Below are 24,774 nucleotides of genomic sequence, written 5' to 3' on the forward strand. Positions count from 1 at the left end.
CGACAAGGACAGCCCATGAACAACCGCCGATTCGCAAGAACCGCAGGCTGGCTGGCCTTGCCGTGCCTGGTCGCGGCAGGCCTGCTGGCCTGGTACGTCACCCGCGAGCCCGCCTCGCCCTTCAGCGCCACGGACAGCGCCGACGCCGCCCTGGTCAGCCGCGGCGAATACGTCGCCCGGCTCAGCGACTGCGTGGCCTGCCACAGCCTGCCGGGCAAGGCGCCGTTTGCCGGCGGCCTGGAAATGGCCACGCCGCTGGGCGCCATCCATGCCACCAACATCACCCCGGACCGCGAGCATGGCATCGGCGCCTACAGCCTGGCCGACTTCGACCGCGCCGTGCGCCAGGGCGTCGCGCCGGGTGGGCGACGGCTCTACCCGGCCATGCCCTACCCGTCCTACGTCAAGCTCAGCGACGACGATGTGCGGGCGCTCTACGCGTTCTTCATGAAGGGCGTGCAGCCGGCCGCCGAGGCCAATGTCCCCAGCGACATTCCCTGGCCGCTGAACCTGCGCTGGCCCATCGCCCTGTGGAACGGCCTGTTCGCGCCGACCAGCGCCTATGCGCAGAAGGCCGACCAGGACCCGCTGTGGAATCGCGGCGCCTATATCGTCCAGGGCCCCGGCCACTGCGGCAGTTGCCACACGCCTCGGGGCCTGGCCTTCAACGAGAAGGCCCTGGACGAAAGCGGCGCGCCGTTCCTCGCCGGCGCCCTGCTCGATGGCTGGTACGCGCCGAGCCTGCGCCAGGACCACAACACCGGGCTCGGGCGCTGGAGCGAGCCGGAGATGGTGCAGTTCCTCAAGACCGGGCGGAACAAGCACGCGGTGGTGTACGGCTCGATGACCGAGGCGTTCAACAACTCCACGCAGTTCATGAGCGACGACGACCTGAACGCGATCGCCCGCTACCTCAAGTCACTGCCCGGCGACCCGGGGCGTGACGGTGCACCCTGGCAGTATCAAACGACTGCTGCGCAGCCCGACACACCGGGGGCGCATACCTACGCGACCCGCTGCGCCAGCTGCCATGGCCTGGACGGCAAGGGCCAGGCCGAGTGGATGCCGCCACTGGCGGGCGCCACCTCGATGCTGGCCACGGAGAATGCCTCGGCGATCAACATCACCCTCAACGGCTCGCAGCGCATCGTCGCCGCCGGGGTGCCGGACGCCTACCGCATGCCGGCATTCCGCGAGCAGTTGTCGGACCAGGAGATCGCCCAGGTGCTGAGTTTCGCCCGCAGTGCGTGGGGCAATCACGGCGGCGCGGTAGAGGCCAAGGCGGTGGGCACGTTGCGCGGGCATACCGACCCGGCCAGCAGCAGCCCGATCATCCTGCATATGCGCTGATACCGCTCCCACGGGTAAAGCGCGAGCTACGGACTCACGAGGACACCATGGAAAGCATCGACCTGCTGGTCCTGCGCACCACCCATGACTGGCTCCAGGCCGGCCATCGCGTGCTGCTCGCCACCGTCGCCCGCACCTGGGGTTCGTCGCCGCGCCCGGTCGGCTCGATGATGGCCCTGCGCAACGACGGCCGGGTGGTCGGCAGCGTGTCCGGCGGTTGCATCGAGGACGACCTGATCCACCGCTACACCACCGCCTACGGCGGCCCCGGCCTGCTCGAGGGGGCGCCCGAGGTGATCCGCTACGGCATCAGCGCCGACGACGCCCACCGCTTTGGCCTGCCATGCGGCGGTACGTTGGAACTGATTCTCGAGTTCATGCCCGCCATCGCCTCGTTGCGACACCTGCTGGAGCAGCTCGACAACGGCCAGCTGATGCGTCGCCAGCTGACCCTGGCCGACGGCGCGGTCGAGCTCGAACCCACCGCCACCCCGGAACAGTTCTGCTTCGATGGCCGGCAGATGACCAACACCCTCGGCCCCGGCTACCGCATGCTGCTGATCGGCGCCGGCGCGCTGGCCGAGTACCTGGCGACCATGGCCCTGTTCAACGGCTTCCGGGTGGCGGTGTGCGACCCCCGGCCCGAGCACATGGCCACCTGGTCGGTCGCCGGCGTCGACTACCTGAAGGGCATGCCGGACGATGTGGTACGCGACTTCAAGGCAGATCTGCGTACCTGCATCATCGCCGTCAGCCACGACCCCAAGCTCGACGACCTGGCGCTGCTCGAGGCCCTGCACGGCCCGGCGTTCTACATCGGCGCCATCGGCTCGCGGCGCAACAGCCAGCTGCGCCGCGAGCGGCTGATCGAGCACTTCGGCGAAACCGAACAGTCCCTCGAGCGCCTGCATGGGCCCATTGGCATCTACATCGGCAGCAAGACCCCGGCGGAAATCGCGGTGAGCGTGATGGCCGAAGTGCTGGCGGCGAAGAACGCCGTGAGCTTGCCGGGGGCGGTGAGTGTGTCCGGGGCCAAGCGCCAGCGTGACCATCAACCTTTCTAGTGCCTGAACCTGCCGCACACCTGCCAACCAGTGTCTATGCTTCCTCTCGCATGCACCCTCGACCACAAGGAAGACAGGCCAATGAACCCGATCCGCGCCATCGCTCTCACCTCGCTCATCTTTGCCGCCAGCCTCACCGCCCACGCCGCCGAACTGCCCATCGCCAGTGAGGCGCTGGAAAGCCATGTCACCACCGAAGTGACCAAGATCGACCTGACCAATCGCCAGGTCACGGTGAAGGGTCCCCACGACAAGGACGTGACCTTCCAGCTCACCGAACAGGCCAAGGCCCTGCCCAACCTCAAGGTCGGCGATCAGGTCGACATCTACGTGACCCGCGCCGTGGCCTACGTGCTCAACACCAAGGAAGGCGGCGCACCGAAAGCATCAGAGGAGTCCGGCACCATCCGCGCCACCAAGGACAACCCCAACCCCGGCGGCGAAGCGTTCCGCCAGGTAAAGGTCACCTCGCAGATCAAGAAGATCGACCTTAACACCCATGAGGTCACCCTGCTGCCGCCTGAAGGCAAGGTACAGGTCGTCAAGGTCGAGGACCCGGACCTGCAGGCACGCATGAAGAGTCTCAAGGTCGACCAGACCGTCGACGCCATCTATACCGAGATCTTGCGCGTGGAAACCTCGCGCCCAGCCCAGTAAAACCTTTGGCCGGCCCGCGCATCGAATATCATGTGAGCCCTTTCCCCCTTCAGGAGGTTTTCCATGACGATGCGCCTGGCCGTGCCATTTTACTGCTGCCTCACCCTCGCGTTCACGGGCTGCACCAGCGCCCGCGACGAGCCGCCGCCTACCACGCAACAGATAGAACTGCAGCGCTACCAGGGCACCTGGTACGAACTGGCGCGCCTGCCGATGTTCTTCCAGCGCAACTGCGTGCAATCCGAGGCCCATTACGGCCTGCGCGAGGACGGTCGTATCGATGTGACCAATCGCTGCCTGGAGAAGGACGGCCAGTGGAATGAGGCCCACGGCCTCGCCGAGCCACAGGTGGCCGGACGCACCGACAAGCTCTGGGTGCGCTTCGACAACTGGTTCAGCCGCCTGGCCCCCGGCCTGACCAAGGGCGAGTACTGGGTGCTCTACCACGACCCGGACTATCGCGTGGCGCTGGTCGGCCATCCGAACCGCGAGTACCTGTGGCTGCTGTCGCGCTCACCGACCGTCAGTGCCCAGACCCGAGAACAGCTGCTGGAGCTGGCACGCCAGCAGGGCTATCCCACCGACCAACTGATCTGGCGCCAGCCAGCCCCCCAGTGACGGCCGCCATCCGCCCCTGTAAGGTGAGCCACCCGGCTCACCCAAAGGATTGCGTGCAATGATCACCTGCCACCTCAAGTACATCATCGACCCCTACCAGATCCCAGCCTTCGAGGCCTATGGCAAGCTGTGGATCGGCCTGGTCAACCGCATGGGCGGCACCCACCACGGCTACTTCCTGCCCAGCGAAGGCGCCAACAATGTCGCCTACGCCCTGTTCAGCTTCCCCAGCCTGGCGGCCTACGAGCAGTACCGCACTGCCTCGGAAACCGACCCGGAATGCATCGCCGCCTTCGCCCTGGCCAGCGAGCAACGCTTCATCCTCAGTTACGAACGCAACTTCCTGCGCCCTGTGCTCGACTGAGCCAGGGTCATTTGCGCCACATCACAGCTCTTTTATCAGTTGGTCGGGGCGTGTGCCGCCGTGAACCATGCCCTGTGCCGGGCTTGCTTCATGGCGGCAGCCGACCAGGTTCACAAAACAACAGAATCTCCCAGCGAAACCGGTATTTTTTCTGTAACGAAAATGTAAAATTCGTTTTCGCATACCTATAACAAGTTGGGAGCTTCACATGTTTGCCTTCTTCCGCCCTGCCGCGCACCAGGCGCCGCTGCCCGACGAGCGCGTCGACAGCACCTATCGCCGCCTGCGCTGGCAAATCTTCGCCGGGATCTTCTTCGGCTACGCCGGCTACTACCTGCTGCGCAAGAACTTCTCACTGGCCATGCCCTACCTGATCGAGGAAGAGGGCTACACGCGCGGCCAGCTGGGCGTGGCGATTTCCGCCATCGCCATCGCCTACGGCCTGTCCAAGTTCCTCATGGGCCTGGTCTCGGACCGCTCCAACCCGCGCTACTTCCTGCCCTTCGGCCTGCTGATCTCGGCCGGGGTGATGTTCATTTTCGGTTTCGCGCATTGGGCCACATCTAGCGTGACGATCATGTTCGTGCTGCTGTTCATCAATGGCTGGGCCCAGGGCATGGGCTGGCCGCCGAGCGGGCGAACCATGGTGCACTGGTGGTCGCAGAAGGAGCGCGGTGGCGTGGTGTCGGTGTGGAACGTCGCTCACAACGTCGGCGGCGGCCTGATCGGCCCGCTGTTCCTGCTGGGCCTGGGCTGGACCAACGACTGGCATGCCGCCTTCTACGTGCCCGCCGCCGTGGCCGTGCTGGTGGCTGTGTTCGCCTTCGCCACCATGCGCGACACCCCGCAGTCGGTCGGCCTGCCGCCGGTCGAGCAGTACAAGAACGACTACCCCGAAGGCTACGACGAGAGCCACGAGCAGGAATTCAGCGCCAAGCAGATCTTCGTCGAGTACGTGCTGCGCAACAAGCTGCTGTGGTACATCGCCATGGCCAACGTGTTCGTCTACCTGCTGCGCTACGGCGTGCTCGACTGGGCGCCGACCTACCTGAAGGAAGCCAAGCACTTCAGCGTCGACACCACCTCGTGGGCCTACTTCTTCTATGAGTGGGCCGGCATTCCCGGCACCCTGCTGTGCGGCTGGATGTCCGACAAGATCTTCCGCGGCAACCGTGGCCTGACGGGGATCGTATTCATGGCCCTGGTGACCGTCGCCACCTTGGTCTACTGGCTCAACCCGCCAGGCAACCCGACCGTCGACATGATCGCGCTGTTCGCCATCGGCTTCCTGATCTACGGGCCGGTGATGCTGATCGGCCTGCAGGCGCTGGAGCTGGCGCCGAAGAAAGCCGCCGGTACCGCAGCCGGCTTCACCGGGCTGTTCGGCTACCTGGGCGGTTCGGTCGCGGCCAGCGCGGCGATGGGTTACACCGTCGACCACTTCGGCTGGGACGGCGGCTTCGTGCTGCTGGTGAGCGCGTGCGTGCTGGCGATCGCGTTCATGGTGCCGACCCTTTGGCACAGCAAGGCGGCAAGTGCAGGTCGCGAGGCGATCGCCTGATAGCCCCCTGAATCGGCGACACGTACCGTAACGACACTGCCTGGACGACCAGGCGGTGTCGCGGTCGCCTCCTGAAGGAGCGTCCTTACTCCGCCCGGAAACTCCAGACAATCTCGACCACTCGCGACGCCAGGATGAGATAGAGCAGGCACAGGATGACCTGCAGTACCGTGTGGTATGGCAACTTCGCCAGACGATGCAGCGTGTCGCTGATGTTCAACAGCAACAGCAACGCCGACACCAGGATCAACCCCCAGCCGGTGAAACTGGACACCCACAAACCCAACAGCATCTGCTGGTTGCCATGGATCGCCTCGGTGCCCGCGGCGAACAGCAGCGCGCACACCAGCAGGTTCTTGAAGTTGTCGAAGACCTTGTTACTGAGGTCCGCATCCAACAGTGCGAGGTACCTTCGCCACAGTCTGCGCATAGCTTCCCCATGAATTCGGATCATCAGCAGGTGTCAGGGACACGCAAGCGCGCCTGACGCCCGGGCCAGGCCGCAACGGCGTCTTGCCCTAGCGCTTGGCGTTCTTCTTGACGATAGCCTTCATTCGCGAAGCCGCCCGCTGCACGGTCGCCATCTTCTCCGGGCGCTTCATGCCCCGCCATTTGCGAATCTCATCCCGGGTTCGGCCACAGCTCACGCACAATTCGCCATTGAGTTGGCACAGCGAGACGCAGGGGTTGTCGATGTCCTTGGCCATGGGGCGCTCCAATATCGGGGGGCGCATGATAACGGTTCGACAATCGCCCTTGAACCGGCCAGTCCCGAGGGCACGGCTCCCTGCGCGCCGATTAATCGCTACTTCCCATCCAAAGCCTCTACAATGCCGCTTCCAGCCTGAACGGAATCAAGCGATGCCCGCCTCCCTGATGCGCCCCTCTCACGCCCCTCTGCTCGCGCCAGGGGAAACCGTGCTGCTGTTCGATGGTGTATGCAAGCTGTGCAACGGCTGGGCGACGTTCGTTATCCGCCACGATCGCCACCAACGTATCCGCCTGGCCACGGTGCAGTCAGCCGAAGGCCAGGCATTGCTGGCCTGGGCAGGCCTGCCCGTGATGGCGTTCGACACCATGGCGGTCATTCGTGACAACCACTACTGGGTGCGCTCCGAGGCATTCTTCGAGGTAGTACGCCAACTGCCCGGCGCCTGGCCACTGCTGCGCATGCTGCGTCTCTGCCCTCGCAGGTTGCGGGACGGGTTGTACGATCGTGTGGCGCTCAACCGCTATCGGCTGTTCGGCCGATATGAGCAATGCCTGATGCCCAGCCCAGACCATCAACGTCGTTTTCTCGGGCAGCAGCCATGAACCGTCTTCACCAGGTCCACTGGCTGGCCCGCGCCAGCCTGGCCTTTGTTTTCGCCTATCACGGGCTGGTGCCCAAGCTGATCGTCCTGAGCCCCGGTGAGCAAGTACTGTTGCAAGCCCACGGCCTGGCACACGCCACCTGGTTGTCACAGGTTGCCGGCGTGGCCGAGCTGGCGCTTGCCGCCCTGCTGCTGATGCCACGGCTGGCCTGGCCGTTGCTGGTCGCAGCCGCGGTGCTGCTGGGCCTTCTGGTGGATGTGGCGGTCATGCAACCGGCAATGTTGGTGGATGCCTTCAACCCGGTCTCGCTCAATGTGGCGGGGATGGCGCTGTGTGCCGTGGCCTGGCTTTCTCGCCAGCCCCCAGCAGGCCAGCAAGCATGAGCAGCCCGAGCCACCATAGGACAGTGGCTGCCGAGGGCGCGAGACAGCCCGCTCACCCCAGCCAACGCACCAGGGCAAAACCGGCGAAGGTCATCAACAGCGAACCGAGCACATGGGTCAGCACCGTCGCCATCGCCCAGCCAGCGCGGCCGTGCATGAGCATCGACAGCACTTCGGCGCAGAACGTCGAAAAGGTGGTCAGCCCGCCGCAAAAGCCCGTGGTGATCAGCAGCCGCCAGGCCGGATCGAGATTGGGGAAGCGCAAAAAGAAGGCCATCGCGCCGCCGATGACGAAACCACCGACGAGGTTGACCAGCAAGGTGCCCCACGGCATCCCGGGAAACAGCGAGTTCAGGCGCAGGCCAAGGATCCAGCGCAATACGCAACCGGCACTGCCACCGACGACAACGGAAATCAACGAGAGGTTCATCGACTAGCTCCAGGAAAGGTCCGAAAGACCCCCATGGAGAGAGACAGGCACAGGCCTACGCGCCCTCCAATGGGGTTGCGCAGGCATCATCAGCGCTGAGGCGGTTCAAGGAGGAATGCCATCTCCTGAGGAGCGATGCTACGGGTCGAAACCTTCGCTTGGCAACATTTCGATGCAAAAATGCAACACAAACCTTCGACTGCACAGCTAGAATGGCCGCCTGGCGTGTGCTGCGTGCGCCCGGGAGCCTTCCCGAATACGGAGAACATTCATTTGTTTTCCGTGAGATCCGTCCATGTTGCACGCATGCCTCCATTCCTCATGGCCCTTCCTGCCCCGTGTCCTCACGGCGTGGGTCGCTGCGCCGCATTTTCCATCCTTCTTCTCGCCCTTCGCCGCAGTGGCCCGTCTTGCCCGGAGCCAGCGTCCCGCCGTGCCCGTTGCCCGTCGCGACACTGCCACCGCGAGGGTGATGCCATGAACGAGGAGCGTTATATGACCGCACCCCTTCCACCCCTCAAGCCGCGCTCGATGCTGCGGCACCTGCTGGCCACAGAGGCGGCCGGTGGCGTCTTGCTGATGTTCACCGCCGCGCTGGCCATCGTCATCGCCAACAGCCCCTGGGCCAGCGCCTACCAGCACCTGCTGCACCTGCCCGTCGGCCCGGTGCTGACCGACAAGCTCGGCCCAATGACCGTGCACATGTGGATCAACGATGGCCTGATGGCGATCTTCTTCCTGCTGGTGGGCCTGGAGATCAAGCGCGAGCTGGTCGACGGTCGCCTGGCCAGTTGGGAGCAGCGCCGCCTGCCGGCCCTGCCGGCACTGATGGGCATGGCCGTGCCGGCGCTCATCTACCTGGCGGTGTCCCGTGGCGAGCCGGGCCTGGCCGACGGCTGGGCGATCCCGGCCGCCACCGACATCGCCTTCGCTGTCGGCGCCCTGGCCCTGCTCGGCCGGCATGCGCCGCTGTCGCTCAAGGTGATGCTGGTGTCGGTGGCGATCATCGACGACATGGGTGCGGTGGCGATCATCGCCGTGTTCTACACCTCGTCGCTGAACCTGCTGGCCCTGGCCGGCGCCGCCGGCATCGTCGCGGTGCTGCTGGCCTGCAACCGCCTGCGCGTGGTCAGCCTGTGGCCCTACCTGATCGGCGTGGCCGCACTGTGGTACGTGACCCTGCTGTCGGGCGTTCACGCCACCATCGCCGGCGTGGTCGGCGCCCTGCTGATCCCCTACAGCACCGGCGGCAGCGAGGCCCGCGAAGCCAGCCCGCTGCTCAAGCTGGAGCATGGCCTGGCGCCCTGGGTCGGCTTCCTCATCGTGCCAGCCTTCGGCTTCGCCAACGCCGGCGTGTCGTTCGGCAATCTGGGCCTGAGCGACATCTTCGCTCCATTGCCACTGGCCATCGCCCTGGGCCTGCTGCTGGGCAAGCAGCTCGGCGTGTTCGGCGGCGTGCTGCTGGCGGTCAAGACCGGCCTGGCCAGCAAGCCCCATGGCGCCAGCTGGCTGCAGATCTACGGCGTGGCGATGCTGTGCGGCATCGGCTTCACCATGAGCCTGTTCATCGGCGAGCTGGCCTTCCCCGGCCAGGCCGATAAGATCGACGCAGCCAAGATCGGCATCCTGCTGGGCTCGCTGCTGTCGGCGGTGATCGCCTGCCTGATCCTGCGCTTCGCGCCCAAACCGGCGGATTGATGCAAGCGCTCGGGGCTGCCTGGCAGCCCCGTTCAATCTACTGGTAACTGAACTTGCGTGTAGTAACTGGACTTGCGTGGGCTTGCCCCGCGATCATTTTAAAGGGCCACGCGGAACCTGCAGCCCACCTCACCCCCGCACCACCGACACCCCGCCATCCACCAGCATGGCCGCCCCGGTCATGAAACTCGATGCCTCCGACGCCAGGAACAACGCCGCCTCGGCGATCTCCTGCGGCCGGGCCAGACGCTTGAGGGCATGCAGCCCTTCGACATGGGCCCGGGCCTCGGGGCTGTTCATCGCACTACGGCCCATGGGCGTATCGGTACCGCCGGGCAGCAGCGCATTGGCGCGTATGCCACGGCAGCCCTGCTCCGCCGCAATGACCTGGACCAAGCCGACCAGGCCGGCCTTGCTCGCCGCATAGGCGGCCATGCCCGGCATGCCCACGCTGTGGCCGACAAAGGTTGAGGTGAAAATCAGCGAGCCGCCACCACGGGCCAGCAACGCCGGAATCTGCGCCTGGGCGCAGAGGAAGGCGCTGGTGAGGTTGGTGTGCAGGGTGTGTTGCCAGCCCTCCAGGGACAGCTCGGGGACGGCGGCCAGTTCACCGAGGGTACCGGCATTGTTGAAGGCGATATCCAGGCCACCGAAGCGCGCCACCGCCACGTCCACCAGTTCCCTGACCAACGCCGCATCGGTGATGTCGCCAGCCACGGCGATAGCCCGGCCTTGCCCGGCCGCCGCGATGTCCGCCGTCAATTGCTCGAGTTCGGCCTGGCGCCGGGCCGTGAGCACAAGGTTGGCGCCGTGGCGGGCGAACAATGTCGCCGCGGCTCGGCCGATACCGGAGCTGGCGCCGGTGATGATTGCCACTTTGCCGGCCAGTTGCATGATGAGTACCTCGTCCTGAAGATGATTTGCAGGGTGCGCGGGTACTATCGGGTGCGGTACAAGGGGGATGCTCTCCGTTTCTTGCGGACTGTGGTCAGCCGACAGCAAGATGAGGATTCGACGAGTCAGCGGGAGCACTGGTCAAGGGCGAGGCAAACTGATTGCTTCAGGTGAAGATGGGACACGGCGAACACGAGCGCTGTGCCCCCCTGGTAGGGCCACCATCTGGCGCCTGCGCAAGCTTGCATGCAGTCATCGAACCCATGCCCAGATATCGGTGGCACCGCTACCGACACTTCGCTACGAACTGCCGCGCGAATCTCTTCGAAGAGCTTCTTTGTAAGAAGGCACTTAGCATGGCTCACGAACAATGCTTGTTCGGATAGCGGGGTCACCTCTTCTTCCATCACTTCTCCTCCTGCGACGATCGGATTGCGCACGGTGCGCATCCCAGCCTCAAGTTGTTCGATGGCCTGGGTGCAGTAATGCAAAGCTTGAACTCGCCCTTCCTTTTGTATCGCCCACTCCTTACATGACAGGTGCGATCGTCTGTCCGACCAGAGCCACACTGGATGTCTGTTGCAGCAACCCGCGCGGCAAGCGGAAGCCTTTGAACGGTTGTTGAGTAATTGGGTTGAAGGCCTTCTCTGCGCTGAGTCGGTAGCGCATCACACCATCACCAGTCCTGAAACTCAGATCCACGCTGGTCGCCGTCCGCCCATTGAGCGAACCGCGACTGAGCAGGCGAAACATGGACCATGGCCCTCGGTACTCCAGGCTGCTGCTGTTGCCGTTCTGCCTGAGCAGTGTCAGGTTGCTACGCACATGTTGCCCAAGCGTATTGGGCCAGATAATGCCGGTGATCTGGCTCGTGCCATGGGTGTAGGAAATCAACTGACCGTCCAGATCCAGCAGGCTGGTGCGCTGGTTCGCACTCAGCCCTAACGGCTCGATACTGAACTGCACACTCAAGTTGCCGCGTTGATCGAAGAACGTTTCGCGAATGCGGTCTGCCAGTTCCAACTGCTCGATCACATCGCTGCGGATCAGGGACTGCCCCTGCTGGCCGGTTTGCAGGGCTTCGAGGTTGTCCTTCAGGAACACCTTCAGATACTGCTCATTGAACTGCTTCAGCCGGCCCTTCGGCCCGAAGAACGCCTCGAAGTCATCCAGGGACGCGTCGGGCGCCCTGGCCACGAAGGGGTATCGACCTGCCAGGCGCTGCTGGAAGAAGCTGTACACCTCGGCGTCCCAGCGCCGTTCCAACTCGCGCAGGGCTTCAACGTTCAATACCTGCGCCGTTTGATCAGCCACCTTTCGGACCTGGTGGTTGATCGGCTCAGGCAAGCCGGTGGATACCCGTTGCAAGGTGCCGATGGGGTCATGCCCGATCATCGAGAAACGCTGATGCACGGCCTGCAGAGCAGCCTTGCCTCGGTCCGGGCTGTCCTGCACCGCCTTGGCGTAGTCGTGCACGTCTGCGATAGCAGCCAGGGTTTCATCGTAGTAGCTAGGCTTCTCTGCCGTTGCCTGCAGCATCGCGCTCAGCCCGGCAAAGGCCCTTTGAATAGTCCACGCCTGCTGATGCCCAGGCTTACTACTTGTCGGTGGCACGGTCTTGGCTTCATCTGCCACCTCAACAACACCAGTCGATGAGAGCGACGTGTTGTCCCTTACCGTATCGAGCAATCGATGCAGCGGCGCCGCAGGCCCCGTCAACTGCTGCAGGATCGCGACAGCATGGTCCAGGTCACGGAAATCAGCCACGCTGAAAGCGTTGAGGGCACGGCGCCAACTGTCAATGTAATCGGCGCTGTACAAGTTGCGCAGCCGTTCGCTCAGCGCCTCCCTGTCGGCGTCCGAATAATCGAGCTGGCTACGCTCGCCCAGCGCCCATTGGTCAATCATCGCCAAATCGGCGAAGCTCTGACTGCGTGGCTCGAAGTACTCCTTGAAACCTTTGGCAGTGAGCATCGGCGCTAACAGCACATCATTACCCATCCTGGCGCCCATGGATGGCTGATACACCACGTCGAAGGCAGGCCCAACCTGATGACGCAAGTCCAGCCCGGTGTGCAACTGCTCCCCAGCCTGTTGTTTCAGGCCGGCGTAAACCCGCTCGGGTAGCGGCACCTTGCGCAGCGCTGCCTGCGCCACCGCGACACGTTGGTTGTACTGCGGCAGGTCGGTATCGGCGTAGGCCAAGGCGTACTTAAGGTGACGCATGAGGTCACGCTGCAGTTGCCCCTGGCCAGGGAATTTCTGCTGCCATTGTCGGGCCATCCACTCTTCGACCCATTCGGTGCGGCGGTTCTGACGGTCTTCCAGCATGCGGTAAACCCTGAGGGCAGCCATTTGCTGCTCACTGCCTGGCGGCGCCGCATCCATGGCATCGATCACACCACTGGCCAAGGCCGGCAGAAACCGCTTGGAGAGCAAGCTGAGATATGCCTCATCGACACGCGGGCCTATAGCGCGCCCCTGATACAGGCCAAAATCGGAAACACCCGGCCATGCAGCGCGGTAGTCGCCAAAAACCGATACCGCATCGCGAATCTGGTCCAGCGGCTCCAGCAGGTTGCGTCCGGTAGGATCTAGACGTTGGTCCACCTCGTGATGGCTGTACTCCCTGCTTTTGGCAAGCACGTTGGCGGCTTTGTCGCCATTGATGTCGAAAAAGCGCTGCCAGCCGGCGATGGCGACACAAAAAGCCAGCATGCCTACCCCTGAGCCCACCCATAGGAGTTGGCGCTTGCTGCGTGCCACCTTGATGTTATCCCCAGCAAGTCCGGCTTCCTTATAGATGACGCGCCCGAACGCATGCTGGATGAAGTACGGCAGCGCCTTGGTTTGCGCCTTACCCTCGAGCAGAGGGAGCTTCGTCTTGTAGGGTTGCGCGGCCTCGCGCACGAACGCATTAATCATGTCACCTTGCTGGATGACCGAGGACCAGTACACCCCGCGTACCAAGGCTGGCGTGGTGTAGCGATCACTGGCCAGCGCTTCTTTCAGGAATTCCAGCAGTATTGGGCGCAAGCCGATCAATTGGGCATGCAATGAGAACAGGCGCGCGCGCTGCGCAGCACTGTCCAGCGCATCGAGCCGATCCACCACCTGCTCGAACAGCTGGCTGATCAACTGTTCGTAGTGATCGCCATACTCCTCCAGCCAAGCGTCGAACGTACCGATCGCATCCAGCTTGAACGTGAAACCGAGCATTTTTTCCCGCATGGGGACGGAAAGCCCGGCATAGAACTGGTCGAACCCGTCCAACAGGTCGAACTTGGTCAGCACCACATACAGCGGCAGCCGCGAACCCAATTGACTACTGACCTCGTACAGACGGGCGCGCAACACATGCGCCAAGGCAATGCGCTGCTCGGGTGTGCCATGCAATAGCGCGGGTAAGTCGACTACCAGCAATATGCCATTGAGGGCTCTCTGGCTGCGGCTGCGCAACAACCAGTCCAGCAGGTGCTGCCACAGCCTGGCCGAGGTTGCAGGTGGCACTTGCTGTGTGGCTGATTCGTCGACGGGCGAGCCTGCCAGCGACTCCTGCCGGATGAACGCCCCTGGCGGATCGATGATCACCGCATCATTGCTGACCCACCAACCTATCGGAAAGGCTAGCGTTTGGGCCTGCCTGCCCCGAGCCTGTGCCTTGTCGATGCGGGTCAGGGAAAAGCTTTGTTCTGTGCGATCGATGAAGCTGGTCTTGCCAGCATGCTGGTCACCTATCACCAAGTACCAGGGCAATCGATACAACGCACGTCGCCCGCCTGCGCCATCGAGAAATCGCGAAAGTCCTTGGTCCAAGGCTTTCTCTTGCGCCTGAACCAGCGGCAATACGCTGTCCAGCTCAGCGTCCACCGCCTGCTTGCGCTCAGCCTGCAGGCGAACGTATCGCCTGCGCAGCACCACTAGCCAGCATAACAGCGGCACCAGCACGAGCACCAGGCTGGCCAAGCTGCGATGCGCCATGCTGGCCAGCGGGTGCTGTTCACGCCACGTCCACTGCGGCCCGAGCCACCAGATGGCGACCAGCATCAGCATGGTACCCAGCACAAGCAGCAGCGGCATGGCCAGGCCGATCCGAGTCATCAGGGGCAAACCCCAACGTTTCAATAGCTTCCATAGTTGATTCACGGGGGGCCTAGTCCTTGTTCTGATCAGCCAACACATGGGCAGAGGCATACTGTTGCAGTCGTCGAAACACCTCTGGCTCCCAAACGGCGGCCGTGGTGTGCTGCATGGTCCGTGCGACGCTGGCGCACAGGTCCTGAGCCAGCCAGGACACGCCTCGCGCTGCCAAGAGATCGGCCGCAATGACGGTGGTATGGCTGCGCTCACGCGGAGCACGAAGGTCCGCCTGCATGGCCTGCAACTTGAGCAAGACCGGCTCTACCCCACCTGCGTCCAACTGACCGGCCAACTCTTCGCGCAGGCCTGCGAACTCGTGGGCAGATTCGGCTTGCGTTTGCCCAGCTGCGCCTCTGAGCCAAGCCATGCTTTGATCGTCCACGAACGACCTGCCGTCGCTGAAACACAATTGCTGGAGCGCGGGCATGCGCTGGACGAATCGGGCAGTCGCTGCGCGGATTGCCTCAGCTACCTCCCCCATCGCCAGTCGTGTCGCCGCACTGGCCGCGAGGAAACTGCCGCGTACCCAAAAGGGGCAAGCCGTCACGCTCTTTTCGATCCGCTGAAGCAACACCGCGTCGATCGCGGTGCCAGCAATCGCCTCTTCATAGTCGCTGGCGATATCCAGCGGCACCGCCATCAGTTCCGTGCGATTGCCTTGCTTGATTTGAGGCGCCGCCTGGATATGGGACCACAGGCCGAATCGACGCAACTGGTAGCCCGTCGGGTCGTAGGGGTCTTGTTGATTGATCATCTCGGCCATGGCCAGCACGGCCCGTCGTGATTCACGCTCGTTGCCTAACGACACACGAGGCATTGGGGTGGCAATGACCTCGGCCAGCGGTGCAGACTTGGCCGCCGCCGACGACTTCGCCGCAGCAGGCTCGCCAGCGCCACTCGCCTGCTCCGCCTGCTTGCGCAGCAGTCGGTCGACAGCATTCAGAATGGCTCCATCCAACTGAGCAACGGCTTGCTGCTGTCGCAGGCGCTGCAATGCCTCTTGAGCTACGGCCGCATGAGCAGGGCTGAATGTGTAGCGGTCCAGGCGCGGCAGCGCTTCGTTCAAGCGATCGAGCACAAGGCCAACCAGCTTGCGCTTGCCCAGGAAACCTTTGGGGCCAGGCTTTGGATGCGCAACCTCCCAATAGCGCTCGACCATGCCGGCCAGCAACGCCAAGGTAAAACCCCATCGCTCCCAACATCCACTGCGAAGCCACGCAGCACTCAGGTGCGCGACGATACGCAAGTGCTTGCACTGCTGCGCCAGATACTGTCGTGACGCTTCCTCGATATAGGCCCAGTCGATGGTGGATGCCTGCAGCCCGCCCAGCTTGACCATTTCCTGGTCAATGGCCTGATAGGTTTCGTCCTCCACATCAAACAGACCGACCGGTGCCTGCGCATCGATGGGTGCGAGCAGCCGGGCAATTTCCTGTGCGTTGACCTCTGCTACCAGCGACATGTTTTGCGCGCCTCGTCGATGAGCGGGTCCAGGCCTTGGGCATCGAAGACCAATCCATCAATGGAAGGGTTGTCGCTTTGGACCTGAATGCGATGGGCCCCAATAAGTTGCTTGATCTGCTCGATTCCGGGCAAGCCCCGGCCCGCATCGAGTACCTGACCGTTCTCCGTCACCTGCCAAGGGGTTGCGACGGTGGTGCTCTGCTCCCCCTGCAATCGCACCGTCACCCGACCAGCATCAATGGGTTGCGCGGCGACCAGTTGCAGCCTGGAGATGTTCTGCAAACAACTGATCACCAAGTAGGGATGCGACACGGCCGAAGCGATTGCAGGTGCAGAGATCGTCAGCCCGTCGTCTTCAGGCGTGAGTCGAAACGTTAGGTCGTCGGGATGGCGTCCTGCTTCGTGAGTCAGCACCCGGCGCACCGTGGGTGAGTCCTGTTCTGGCGGCGACCACTGCATGGGCACCGAGTGTGCAGGCGTTCCGGCGGCCTCATCAAAACACGCCAAACGCTCAAGGTTGGACACGATCCGCGAACAATCCTGATCGGAATACACGGGTGTTGGCATACACCCGAGCACCAGCCAAAGACTTACGCCACAATTTTTATTACCAAGCATCGCAAGTAAATACCTTTCATATAGTGCATATGACCTATTCAAATCAGTGGATCTGAAACAGCCCTCCCAGGCACTCAAATTCCCGCAAACAGCAAGAGCCTAGCCCATCGGGACAGCAACAAACAAAAAAATATTTTTTTACATTTTCATACTCGACGACATGATAAAACCAAGCGCAATGTTTTTACGCGACGCACAACCAATCCCGCACCTTGTTTACACCTCCAACAAGTAATTAGGAAATTTCCCACACACTAATTTGCAAATAAAAACTCAATACGGACAACTCTTACTAGAACACGGAGAGATTCTGCGATGGCAAAATCCACAGGATCGGTTGCACCCAAAGAACGCATCAACATCAAATACGTACCCGCCACCGGCGATGAACAGGCCGAAGTAGAGCTGCCGCACAAGATGTTGGTAATGGGCGACTTCGGCCTGGATGACACCCGTGCGCTGGAAGACCGATCGGTCATGCGCATCGATAAACACACCTTCAACAACGTGTTGAACGACGCCGATGTCAGCTTGGCCATGTCGGTACCGTCCATGCTCAGCACGGCCATCGACGCGGAGCTGGCGGTCAATCTGCAGTTCAGATCGATCAATGACTTCGGGCCAGACGGCATCGCCCGCCAAGTACCAGAGCTCAGCAAGCTTCTGGAGCTGCGTGAGGCGCTGGTGGCACTGAAAGGCCCGCTGGGCAACGTGCCCGCTTTCCGCAAGCAATTGCATCACCTGTTGAACAACGAGCAGGCCCGCAAACAACTCGCCGAAGAATTGGACCTGGTGCTTGAGGCGCCAAAAGAAGACTGAGACAACGGAGCGTCCCCATGCCAAAGCCAACCAGCACCTCCCTCGCCGCTGAACTATCTGGCGAGACATTGAGCCATGCCACTCTGCTCGATCAGATCATGGCGCAAACACAACTAGTGCCCACTCAAGAGGGCTATCAAGTCGCTCGTCAAGGCGTATCGGCTTTTATTGCAGAAATACTCAAAACTGGTGATCCAGATCAACTAATCAATAAACATCGCGTCGACCAGATGATTGCAGAACTGGATCGAGTGCTCAGCAAGCAAATGGATGCCATTCTTCATCAGCCGGAATTCCAGGCGCTCGAATCATCGTGGCGCAGCCTCAAACTTCTGGTGGACCGCACGGACTTCCGCGAGAACATCAAGCTTGAAATCCTGCATGTCAGCAAAGAAGACTTGCTCGACGATTTCGACAATGCCGCCGATATCACCTGCAGCGGTATGTACAAACACGTTTACACCGCAGGCTATGGGCAGTTCGGTGGTGAGCCGGTGGCGGCCATGCTGGGAAACTACAACTTCGGCCCCTCTTCGCCAGACATAAAGTTACTGAGCTACATGGCCTCTGTCGGTGCCATGTCGCATGCCCCGTTCCTGGCCGCCCCCGCCCCCGATTTCTTCAATCTGAGCAGCTTTGAAGAGCTGCCAAACCTGAAGGAAATCAAAGACATTTTCGCAGGGCCGCGACATGCCAAATGGCGCGCCTTCCGCGAAAGCGAAGATGCCCGCCACACAGCGCTGACCGGGCCACGCTTCATGCTTCGCTCGGCCTACCACCCCCAGGAACAGCCGATCAAAAGCTTCAACTACGAAGAAAGTATCGACGGGCGACACGACAATTACCTGTGGGGCAATTCCGCCTTCCTGCTGGCCAGCTGCATCAACGACAGCTTTGCCCGCTACCGCTGGTGCCCGAACATCATCGGCCCGCAGTCCGGTGGCGCCGTGGAGGATCTGCCAGTGCATCTCTACGAGGCGCTTGGGCAGTTGCAAGCGAAGATCCCAACCGAGGTGCTGATTTCCGACCGCAAGGAATTCGAGCTGGCCGAAGAAGGCTTCATTGCGCTGACCATGCGCAAGGACAGCGACAACGCCGCGTTCTTCTCGGCCAATTCGGTACAGAAACCGAAGAACTTCCCCAAGACCCCGGAAGGCTTGCAGGCTCAAACCAACTACAAGCTGGGCACACAGTTGCCTTACCTGTTCATCGTCAACCGGCTGGCCCATTACATCAAGGTGCTGCAACGCGAGCAGATCGGCAGCTGGAAGGAGCGCCGCGACCTTGAGTCCGAGCTGAACAAATGGATCAAGCAGTACGTCGCCGACCAGGAAAACCCCTCGGCCGACGTGCGCAGCCGCCGTCCCCTACGTGCCGCGAAGGTCGAGGTTTCAGACGTTGCCGGCGATCCGGGTTGGTATCAGGTTTCGCTCGCAGTACGCCCGCACTTCAAATACATGGGCGCGAACTTCGAGATCTCCCTGGTAGGCCGGCTCGACACCCAATGAGCGGATTTTTCGACCGCTTGGTTGCCGATCAGTCCGTGATCTGGGCGCCGTCCAGGCAAGAGAACGCGTCCCACAAGTTCGCCGCCATCAAGCGCCACTTGGAAACGCTGCTCAACGCTCGCCAGGGTTGCTCACAGAGCAGCCCTGAGCTGGGCCTGCGCGATTTCAACGGGCATGACGTGAGCAGTGGCGACCTCCTGAAACTAGTGAGCGCCGACATACGCCGCACCATCCAGCGTTTCGAGCCTCGCGTGCAGGTACGTTCACTCAAGGCCGTGCCCGCTTGTCACGCCCCTCAGGAGCTGCATTTCAGGCTGGACTGCCAAGTGCAGGTGAATAACCACACGGAGCAGTTGCAACTGGAGTTGCTGGTCAACGGCCATAACCGCCATACCCGAGTGAGGTAATCGATGTCGCTCAAAGATCGATTCAGCGAAGAGTTGCGCTACCTCCATGAACTTGGGGACGACTTCGCCCAGGACAATCCACAACTTGCCCGGCTGCTGGGCAAGAGGGGTAGCGACCCCGATGTGGAGCGCTTGATGGAAGCCTTCGCCTTCCTGACGGCCAAGCTGCGCCTCAAGTTGGAGGACGACCTCCCAGAGCTGACGCACCCCATGTTGCAACTGCTGTGGCCCAACTACCTTCGCCCGCTGCCGAGCGCCACGATCATCCAGTTCACACCGTGCAAACAGGCGCTCAGCCAGTCGCAACGCGTGCCAAGGGGGGCACGCCTGTTCTCCAAGCCTGTCGACGGAATTCCCTGTGAGTTCCGCACCTGTACCGCCGTGGACATTCATCCGTTCGAGATCGACGCGGTGGGCTCAACCCAAACGCTCGACAGTTCAGTGGTTCGCATCGACCTACACACGTTGGTCGAGCGCCCATTGAATACGCTCGAATGCACCAGCCTCGACTTTCACCTGAGCGGTACCACCCGAACAGCGCGCACACTGTACCTATGGATCGCTCACTATCTCAGCCATGTCAGCGTGACCATCAATGGTCAGGCTCGCCGGCTGCCGGCCAGCAGCATCGTCTTCCCAGGCTTCAGCCCGGACGACGCGTTGTTGCCTTATCCGCAGAACGTCTTCGACGGTTACCGGATCCTGCAGGAATACTTCATTTTTCCTGAGCGCTTTCACTTCTTCGCCCTGACAGGCCTGGAGAAGATCTGGCCTGGTCAGACGACTCAGCAAGTGGGTCTGGAATTCCACTTCACCCGTCAGCTACCAGACTCGCTGCGCATTGGCAAAGCGGATTTCAACCTGTTCTGCGCCCCTGCGGTAAACCTGTTCAAGCACAGCGCCGACCCCATTGACCTCTCCAACGAGGCCGCCCAGGTCGAACTCACACCCAAAGGTGCCGAGCGCCACGCCTACGAAATCTTCAGTGTCGATCAGGTGATCAGCACCCGTACGACAAACGACGGAAGTACTGGTAAACACCTGCGAACCTTCCGCCCCTTCGAATCGTTCGCCCATGAGATCGAGCATGTTCAAGGGCGCACGGCGCTGTATTACCGCTACACCCTCGAAGACTCACTGCGAGGTGATGGCGTCACGCATCGCATCGCCTTCGTGCGTGCCGACGCCAATACCTATATCGGTGAGCTGGAAACGGCGTCCATCGACCTGACCTGCACCAACCGCGATCTACCCCTGGCTCTGGGCATCGATGACATCAATGTGCTCAGCGAAGTCACCCCGCCACTGACCACCTACACCAATATCTGTGCACCGACCCGTCCCTTTCGGCCGGTGCTGGACGGCCAGTTGCAATGGTCCTTGATATCCAACATGTCGCTCAACTACTTGTCGCTGCTCTCAGCCGAGCCATTGAAGGCGGTTATTCGCGCTTATGACTTCGCGGCATTGCACGACATCCAGCAGACACGCACCACCCGCAAACGCCTCGACGGCATCCGGGATATCCAAACGGCGCCTCTGGATTGGCTGATCAAGGGGCAGCCCATTCGCGGCCTGCGCACGCAACTGAAGCTCGACCAGGCTGCATTCCTCTGCGAAGGCGACCTGTACCTGTTCGGCTGTGTGCTCGCGCACTTCTTCGCCTTGTACTCCAGCATCAATTCCTTCCATCAGCTGGAAGTGATCAACATCACCAACAACGAGCATTACACATGGCCCATCCAGACCGGCAAGCAACCGCTGATCTAGCCGACAAGTTGCTCGCGGGCGCGCACCGGTACAACTTCTACCAGTTGCTCGAGCGCCTCCACGGGCTTCACGGAGACGATCTTGAACCCCGTTGGCCCAGCAAAGAAGCCCGCCTGCGCGTGCGGCTTGGCAGCGACCCACGCCTGAGCTTCCCCGTTTCGGATATCTGCAAGGCCGAACGCATGCCCGAAGCACAAGATCGCTATCGCGTGTGCACCACGTTCATGGGCCTGCACGGCACTGATTCGCCTTTGCCCTCCTATTACCTGGAGCAGGTGGCATACGAGCATGCACAGGGGATCGGCGTGCGTCCGGCGTTCTTCGACTTCTTCAATCACTACCTGCTCAGCCTGCTACACCGCATCTGGCGCAAGTACCGCTACTACATTCGTTTCCAGCCGGGTGCCAGCGATGGATTCTCCCAATACATCTTTGCCCTGCTCGGGTTGAATGACAAACAGCTACGCGGCGACACGGCGTTGCCCTGGAGCCGGCTGCTCAGCTTCGCCGGCGTCATCGCCAGCCGCAGCCGCGCACCGGGTACCGTCGCCGGCATCATCGCGCACTGCTTCGACCTGAAGCAGGTGCAGATTCGCGAGTTCGAAACCCGCTTGGTACCTACGACAATCCAGCAACAGGTAAGCCTTGGCCGCAACAATGGTGAGCTGGGCAATTCCTTCATGGTCGGCAGCCGCACGCGAACTCGCAGCAGCAAGTTCACCATCGTGATCAGCGAGCTCGACCAGGCACAGCTGCGTTACCTGCTGCCCAGCGGCATCAACTTCAACCGCTTGCGTGCTCTGATCGACTTCCTGTTGCGCGACGGCTTGGCCTACGACCTGGAGCTGCGGCTGAAGCAGCACGCGCTGTCGCCCTTCTGCCTGCACCCCAGCCGTGGCGCCCAGTTGGGCTGGACCAGCTTCGTCGATGACCGCCGCGGCCAGATCAGCCCCGTCGTGCGGTTCCGGGGGCGCTCATGAGCACGTTGATCTTGAGCATCACCAACCTCGACCAGTTGCAGCACAACGTCACCGCCCGGCACGAATTCGATCGTGCAGGTGGCACCGTCGGCAGCGCGGGAACCACGTGGCTGATCAATGATCGTGAGCAGGGCGTGGCGCCGATCCATTGCGAGATCCGCTGGATCGAAGGCGGCTTCTGCGTGATCGACCGCTGCGAGCGCACCTACCTGAACGACAACCTCGATAGCCTGGGGCCGCTATCGGCCAGGCGTTTGCTCGAGGGTGACCGGCTACGTGTTGGCGCTTATCGACTGTTGGTTCAGCTTTCACAAGCTGATGCCCGTTCGCTGGAAGAGCTGTTCAACACTGACTTGCGGGTGCTCGAGCGACTCATCATGGATGCACCCGCGCAGCGTTGGCTGCACAAGCCCACGGCTGCCCCAGTCGTCGCTGAGATCTGCTCGGCCTTCGATCCGGGCATGGGCAACGATCCCTTGGCGGCCCTGGAAGCAGTGACGCGGCCAGTGCAAGAGAACCCGCTGGATCGACTGATCTCAGGAGAACGCTCATGACGCGCCATTCACTCATGGCCGGCCTTCTGGCAACACTGATCGGGTCCTCGGGCTGCACCGCCCTGAGCAAGATGGGCCAAGTGGCGATGGACCCCTCGATACCCGTCGGCGCGACCAAGGATCAGCCCACCGAAATCGCGTTCAGCATCAACGCGAGCCCCACGCTCAACAGCAACCCCAACAGCCTGCAAGCAGCGACTGAGCAAGAAAGCAGCCTGGAATACAGCCCCTACGCGGTCAGCTTGAGCGCGGGCGACCCCTATGCCCTGACCGAGAAAGTCGAGACCCTGCTCGAGTTTCTTAACGAGCAATTCCCGGCCTTCTCGCCCGTCGAACTGCCAGAGGACGAGGCCGATGAGCCGGCTCGTTCTCCCTTGGAGGAAAGTACGCCGGGCCACTACGAAGACTCGAATGTGGTGCTGACCTTACCGCGTACAACCACAGTGGCCTCCGAGCCGGCCGCCACCCCAATGGCCATCAAGATCCTGCAACTGCGCGACGACTCGCTGCTGCGCAACAGCATTTATGAGCTGTTGGACAAGGATCCCGCCAAGGTGCTGCGCAGCACCTACATTCGTGATGACGACTATCTGCTACGCCCCGGGCAATTCAAGTTCATTCCGTTTGCCGCTATCGAGGCCGAGACCCGGTTCATCGCGGTGATCGCCGACTACCGCCACCAGGAAAACGCGACCTGGAGCCAGGTACTGCGCATTCCACCGCGCGGCCAACACATGATCTTGTCGGTCTTGCTCAACGACACGCAGATCCTGCTCAAGGAGGAGGACTGATGGCGCCTGCAACCCTGCCCTTCTCACTTACTCACGCTGACATGGAGCGCTCATGAGTTCACGTAATCCCGTCCTGTGGCCTGAAGGTCTGTTCGTCAAACCGCAGCATTTCCAGCAGGCTGGCCGTGCCGCTGAAGCGGCCCTGCATCAACGCCTTGGCAGCCTGAACGCAGCTTTCTATGGATTCAGCGAACTGCAACTGAACGACGAATATTTGAGCCTGGGCAAGATCGCCATCACCCGCGCACGCGGCATCATGCCGGACGGCACCGTGTTCGATATCCCGGCAGATCTGCCACCGCCGCCGCCGCTGGAAATCGAGGACAACGGCGCGAAAGACAGCGAGATCTATCTCTGCCTGCCACTGCGCACCGAGGGTGGCCGAGAGGTGAGCTGGCCCGACAATGCCGCCAACTTCCGCTACAGCGCACAGGCTCAGGAAATCAAGGACACCCATAGCGCCGACGGCGACTTGGCGCAGGTCGATCTGGCAGTGCCCAACCTTCAGCTCAAACGCAAGGCCGATGACAGCAGCGCTTACACCCGCCTTGCCATGGCGCGCATTCTGGAGCGCCGGCCCGATGGCAGCCTGCAACTTGATGAAGGGTTCTACCCGACCAGCGTCTCGGTACGGGCGGTGCCGGCACTCCACCGTTACCTCGAGGAGATCACCAATACCCTGCGCGAGCGCTCGCGCAACCTAGCTAGCCGGATAGGCGCATCGGGCCAGTCCGGTATTGCCGACATCCGCGACTTCAACCTGCTGCAGGCCATGAACCGCTGGTGGCCGTGCTTCCAGCACTTGGCCAGGCAGGGGCAGACACACCCCGAGCAGTTGTACCTGCATATGAGCCAGGCCTGTGGCGAGTTCGTGACCTTCACCGACGAAAGCCGGCTGCCTCCAGAATTCCCCGCCTATCAGCACACGGCTCTGCGCACGTCATTCAAGCCACTGCAGGACACCTTACGCCGCGCCCTGGGTACGGTCCTGCAACCGCGGGCCATCTCGCTGCCGCTGGACGCGCTGGATTACGGCGTGATGACGACAACGCTCGAAGACCGCCGCCTGATCGATGACGCGGACTTCATTCTTGCCGTGCGCGCGGACCTGCCGCCGCCAACATTGCGCCGGCTGTTCCTGCAGAAAGCCAAGGTCACATCCCTGGACACCTTGAATGACCTGGTGCACAAGCAGTTGCCCGGCATTGCGCTAAATCCGCTGCCTGTTGCCCCTCGCGACCTGCCCTTCCATGCAGGGTTCAGCTACTTCGAGCTCGACCGCCGCGACCCGGCCTGGGTCTGCATGAAGACGGCCAACGGTTTCGGGATTCATATCGCGGGGGAGTTCCCTGGGCTTGAGTTGCAGTTCTGGGCGATCAGGAGTGAGTGA

24 protein-coding genes and 1 riboswitch are annotated in these 24,774 nt (G+C 62.2%); of the genes, 17 read left to right on the forward strand and 7 right to left on the reverse strand.

The window, feature by feature from the left end:
* The first annotated feature begins 15 nt into the window (after positions 1-15).
* The 6 genes from AC25ND_RS00315 to glpT all read left to right on the forward strand — a co-directional run bounded on the left by AC25ND_RS00315 (position 16) and on the right by glpT (position 5,614).
* Positions 16-1,350, forward strand: a complete 1,335-nt coding sequence (locus AC25ND_RS00315) for a c-type cytochrome (RefSeq protein WP_028691418.1) — start codon at positions 16-18, stop codon at positions 1,348-1,350.
* Between the two features lie 47 nt (positions 1,351-1,397).
* Positions 1,398-2,414, forward strand: coding sequence for an XdhC family protein (locus tag AC25ND_RS00320; RefSeq protein ID WP_186595313.1), 1,017 nt, complete (start codon positions 1,398-1,400; stop codon positions 2,412-2,414).
* Between the two features lie 81 nt (positions 2,415-2,495).
* Positions 2,496-3,071: a hypothetical protein gene (locus AC25ND_RS00325; protein ID WP_186595315.1), complete on the forward strand. Its 576-nt coding sequence runs from the start codon at positions 2,496-2,498 to the stop codon at positions 3,069-3,071.
* Between the two features lie 63 nt (positions 3,072-3,134).
* Positions 3,135-3,689, forward strand: coding sequence for a lipocalin family protein (locus AC25ND_RS00330; protein ID WP_186595317.1), 555 nt, complete (start codon positions 3,135-3,137; stop codon positions 3,687-3,689).
* A gap of 58 nt (positions 3,690-3,747) precedes the next feature.
* Positions 3,748-4,053: an NIPSNAP family protein gene (locus AC25ND_RS00335; RefSeq protein ID WP_028691414.1), complete on the forward strand. Its 306-nt coding sequence runs from the start codon at positions 3,748-3,750 to the stop codon at positions 4,051-4,053.
* A 208-nt stretch (positions 4,054-4,261) separates the two neighbouring features.
* On the forward strand, positions 4,262-5,614 hold the full coding sequence (gene glpT / locus AC25ND_RS00340) for a glycerol-3-phosphate transporter (RefSeq protein ID WP_028691413.1): 1,353 nt from the start codon (positions 4,262-4,264) through the stop codon (positions 5,612-5,614).
* An 85-nt stretch (positions 5,615-5,699) separates the two neighbouring features.
* On the opposite strand, the gene AC25ND_RS00345 is transcribed toward glpT, so the two are convergent.
* Positions 5,700-6,044 carry a hypothetical protein gene (locus AC25ND_RS00345; RefSeq protein ID WP_028691412.1) on the reverse strand — a complete coding sequence of 115 codons (345 nt, stop codon included), beginning with the start codon at positions 6,042-6,044 and terminating at the stop codon, positions 5,700-5,702.
* 88 nt (positions 6,045-6,132) lie between these two features.
* Entirely contained in the window at positions 6,133-6,321 is a 189-nt protein-coding gene (locus tag AC25ND_RS00350; RefSeq protein WP_028691411.1) for a DUF1289 domain-containing protein, read from the reverse strand.
* 154 nt (positions 6,322-6,475) lie between these two features.
* Between AC25ND_RS00350 and AC25ND_RS00355 the strand changes: the two genes are divergently transcribed.
* Positions 6,476-6,928: a thiol-disulfide oxidoreductase DCC family protein gene (locus tag AC25ND_RS00355; protein WP_028691410.1), complete on the forward strand. Its 453-nt coding sequence runs from the start codon at positions 6,476-6,478 to the stop codon at positions 6,926-6,928.
* Positions 6,925-7,311 (forward strand): DoxX-like family protein, encoded by a 387-nt coding sequence (locus AC25ND_RS00360; RefSeq protein WP_182324371.1) that lies wholly within the window; start codon positions 6,925-6,927, stop codon positions 7,309-7,311. Before AC25ND_RS00355 ends, AC25ND_RS00360 begins: the two co-directional genes overlap by 4 nt.
* 52 nt (positions 7,312-7,363) lie before the next feature.
* On the opposite strand, the gene crcB is transcribed toward AC25ND_RS00360, so the two are convergent.
* Complete coding sequence (crcB, locus tag AC25ND_RS00365; protein WP_182324369.1) at positions 7,364-7,741, reverse strand: fluoride efflux transporter CrcB; 378 nt, start codon at positions 7,739-7,741, stop codon at positions 7,364-7,366.
* Positions 7,742-7,814: 73 nt separating this feature from the next.
* Positions 7,815-7,876, reverse strand: a riboswitch (Fluoride riboswitch).
* Positions 7,877-8,236: 360 nt separating this feature from the next.
* Between crcB and nhaA the strand changes: the two genes are divergently transcribed.
* Positions 8,237-9,439, forward strand: coding sequence for a Na+/H+ antiporter NhaA (nhaA, locus tag AC25ND_RS00370; protein WP_028691409.1), 1,203 nt, complete (start codon positions 8,237-8,239; stop codon positions 9,437-9,439).
* A gap of 129 nt (positions 9,440-9,568) precedes the next feature.
* Here the strand turns inward: nhaA and AC25ND_RS00375 are convergent, their stop codons facing one another.
* The 4 genes from AC25ND_RS00375 to vasI form a co-directional block, all read right to left on the reverse strand.
* Complete coding sequence (locus tag AC25ND_RS00375) at positions 9,569-10,333, reverse strand: SDR family oxidoreductase (RefSeq protein ID WP_186595319.1); 765 nt, start codon at positions 10,331-10,333, stop codon at positions 9,569-9,571.
* Between the two features lie 528 nt (positions 10,334-10,861).
* The gene (tssM, locus tag AC25ND_RS00380) at positions 10,862-14,479 is read right to left on the reverse strand and encodes a type VI secretion system membrane subunit TssM (RefSeq protein ID WP_186595330.1); all 3,618 of its coding nucleotides are present in this window, start codon (positions 14,477-14,479) and stop codon (positions 10,862-10,864) included.
* 7 nt (positions 14,480-14,486) lie between these two features.
* Entirely contained in the window at positions 14,487-15,935 is a 1,449-nt protein-coding gene (tssA, locus tag AC25ND_RS00385) for a type VI secretion system protein TssA (RefSeq protein ID WP_186595341.1), read from the reverse strand.
* Positions 15,923-16,504, reverse strand: coding sequence for a type VI secretion system-associated protein VasI (gene vasI, locus AC25ND_RS00390; protein ID WP_186595343.1), 582 nt, complete (start codon positions 16,502-16,504; stop codon positions 15,923-15,925). Before vasI ends, tssA begins: the two co-directional genes overlap by 13 nt.
* Positions 16,505-16,870: 366 nt before the next feature.
* Between vasI and tssB the strand changes: the two genes are divergently transcribed.
* From tssB to tssK, 8 genes are read left to right on the forward strand one after another with little or no spacing between them, the layout of a single operon-like run.
* Positions 16,871-17,374, forward strand: coding sequence for a type VI secretion system contractile sheath small subunit (tssB, locus tag AC25ND_RS00395; RefSeq protein ID WP_186595355.1), 504 nt, complete (start codon positions 16,871-16,873; stop codon positions 17,372-17,374).
* A 17-nt stretch (positions 17,375-17,391) separates the two neighbouring features.
* A complete protein-coding gene (tssC, locus tag AC25ND_RS00400; RefSeq protein WP_186595364.1) occupies positions 17,392-18,882 on the forward strand; it encodes a type VI secretion system contractile sheath large subunit in 1,491 nt (496 codons plus the stop codon).
* Positions 18,879-19,289 (forward strand): type VI secretion system baseplate subunit TssE, encoded by a 411-nt coding sequence (tssE, locus tag AC25ND_RS00405; protein ID WP_186595366.1) that lies wholly within the window; start codon positions 18,879-18,881, stop codon positions 19,287-19,289. The genes tssC and tssE overlap by 4 nt, the downstream gene beginning before the upstream one ends.
* A 3-nt stretch (positions 19,290-19,292) precedes the next feature.
* A complete protein-coding gene (tssF, locus tag AC25ND_RS00410) occupies positions 19,293-21,059 on the forward strand; it encodes a type VI secretion system baseplate subunit TssF (protein WP_186595374.1) in 1,767 nt (588 codons plus the stop codon).
* Complete coding sequence (tssG, locus tag AC25ND_RS00415) at positions 21,023-22,039, forward strand: type VI secretion system baseplate subunit TssG (protein ID WP_186595376.1); 1,017 nt, start codon at positions 21,023-21,025, stop codon at positions 22,037-22,039. Before tssF ends, tssG begins: the two co-directional genes overlap by 37 nt.
* Positions 22,036-22,593, forward strand: a complete 558-nt coding sequence (locus AC25ND_RS00420; RefSeq protein WP_186595378.1) for an FHA domain-containing protein — start codon at positions 22,036-22,038, stop codon at positions 22,591-22,593. Before tssG ends, AC25ND_RS00420 begins: the two co-directional genes overlap by 4 nt.
* Positions 22,590-23,384: a type VI secretion system lipoprotein TssJ gene (gene tssJ / locus AC25ND_RS00425; RefSeq protein WP_186595380.1), complete on the forward strand. Its 795-nt coding sequence runs from the start codon at positions 22,590-22,592 to the stop codon at positions 23,382-23,384. The genes AC25ND_RS00420 and tssJ overlap by 4 nt, the downstream gene beginning before the upstream one ends.
* Before the next feature lie 52 nt (positions 23,385-23,436).
* Positions 23,437-24,774, forward strand: a complete 1,338-nt coding sequence (tssK, locus tag AC25ND_RS00430) for a type VI secretion system baseplate subunit TssK (RefSeq protein ID WP_186595388.1) — start codon at positions 23,437-23,439, stop codon at positions 24,772-24,774.

It is taken from the genome of Pseudomonas sp. P110(2024), assembly GCF_057480795.1.

Excerpts from the sequence above, each read along its gene's own strand:
- AC25ND_RS00315 (WP_028691418.1), top strand. The coding sequence starts at position 16 with ATGAACAACCGCCGATTCGCAAGAACCGCAGGCTGGCTGGCCTTGCCG.
- AC25ND_RS00320 (WP_186595313.1), top strand. The coding sequence starts at position 1,398 with ATGGAAAGCATCGACCTGCTGGTCCTGCGCACCACCCATGACTGGCTC.
- AC25ND_RS00325 (WP_186595315.1), top strand. The coding sequence starts at position 2,496 with ATGAACCCGATCCGCGCCATCGCTCTCACCTCGCTCATCTTTGCCGCC.
- AC25ND_RS00330 (WP_186595317.1), top strand. The coding sequence starts at position 3,135 with ATGACGATGCGCCTGGCCGTGCCATTTTACTGCTGCCTCACCCTCGCG.
- AC25ND_RS00335 (WP_028691414.1), top strand. The coding sequence starts at position 3,748 with ATGATCACCTGCCACCTCAAGTACATCATCGACCCCTACCAGATCCCA.
- glpT (WP_028691413.1), top strand. The coding sequence starts at position 4,262 with ATGTTTGCCTTCTTCCGCCCTGCCGCGCACCAGGCGCCGCTGCCCGAC.
- AC25ND_RS00345 (WP_028691412.1), bottom strand. The coding sequence starts at position 6,044 with ATGCGCAGACTGTGGCGAAGGTACCTCGCACTGTTGGATGCGGACCTC.
- AC25ND_RS00350 (WP_028691411.1), bottom strand. The coding sequence starts at position 6,321 with ATGGCCAAGGACATCGACAACCCCTGCGTCTCGCTGTGCCAACTCAAT.
- AC25ND_RS00355 (WP_028691410.1), top strand. The coding sequence starts at position 6,476 with ATGCCCGCCTCCCTGATGCGCCCCTCTCACGCCCCTCTGCTCGCGCCA.
- AC25ND_RS00360 (WP_182324371.1), top strand. The coding sequence starts at position 6,925 with ATGAACCGTCTTCACCAGGTCCACTGGCTGGCCCGCGCCAGCCTGGCC.
- crcB (WP_182324369.1), bottom strand. The coding sequence starts at position 7,741 with ATGAACCTCTCGTTGATTTCCGTTGTCGTCGGTGGCAGTGCCGGTTGC.
- nhaA (WP_028691409.1), top strand. The coding sequence starts at position 8,237 with ATGACCGCACCCCTTCCACCCCTCAAGCCGCGCTCGATGCTGCGGCAC.
- AC25ND_RS00375 (WP_186595319.1), bottom strand. The coding sequence starts at position 10,333 with ATGCAACTGGCCGGCAAAGTGGCAATCATCACCGGCGCCAGCTCCGGT.
- tssA (WP_186595341.1), bottom strand. The coding sequence starts at position 15,935 with ATGTCGCTGGTAGCAGAGGTCAACGCACAGGAAATTGCCCGGCTGCTC.
- vasI (WP_186595343.1), bottom strand. The coding sequence starts at position 16,504 with ATGCCAACACCCGTGTATTCCGATCAGGATTGTTCGCGGATCGTGTCC.
- tssB (WP_186595355.1), top strand. The coding sequence starts at position 16,871 with ATGGCAAAATCCACAGGATCGGTTGCACCCAAAGAACGCATCAACATC.
- tssC (WP_186595364.1), top strand. The coding sequence starts at position 17,392 with ATGCCAAAGCCAACCAGCACCTCCCTCGCCGCTGAACTATCTGGCGAG.
- tssE (WP_186595366.1), top strand. The coding sequence starts at position 18,879 with ATGAGCGGATTTTTCGACCGCTTGGTTGCCGATCAGTCCGTGATCTGG.
- tssF (WP_186595374.1), top strand. The coding sequence starts at position 19,293 with ATGTCGCTCAAAGATCGATTCAGCGAAGAGTTGCGCTACCTCCATGAA.
- tssG (WP_186595376.1), top strand. The coding sequence starts at position 21,023 with ATGGCCCATCCAGACCGGCAAGCAACCGCTGATCTAGCCGACAAGTTG.
- AC25ND_RS00420 (WP_186595378.1), top strand. The coding sequence starts at position 22,036 with ATGAGCACGTTGATCTTGAGCATCACCAACCTCGACCAGTTGCAGCAC.
- tssJ (WP_186595380.1), top strand. The coding sequence starts at position 22,590 with ATGACGCGCCATTCACTCATGGCCGGCCTTCTGGCAACACTGATCGGG.
- tssK (WP_186595388.1), top strand. The coding sequence starts at position 23,437 with ATGAGTTCACGTAATCCCGTCCTGTGGCCTGAAGGTCTGTTCGTCAAA.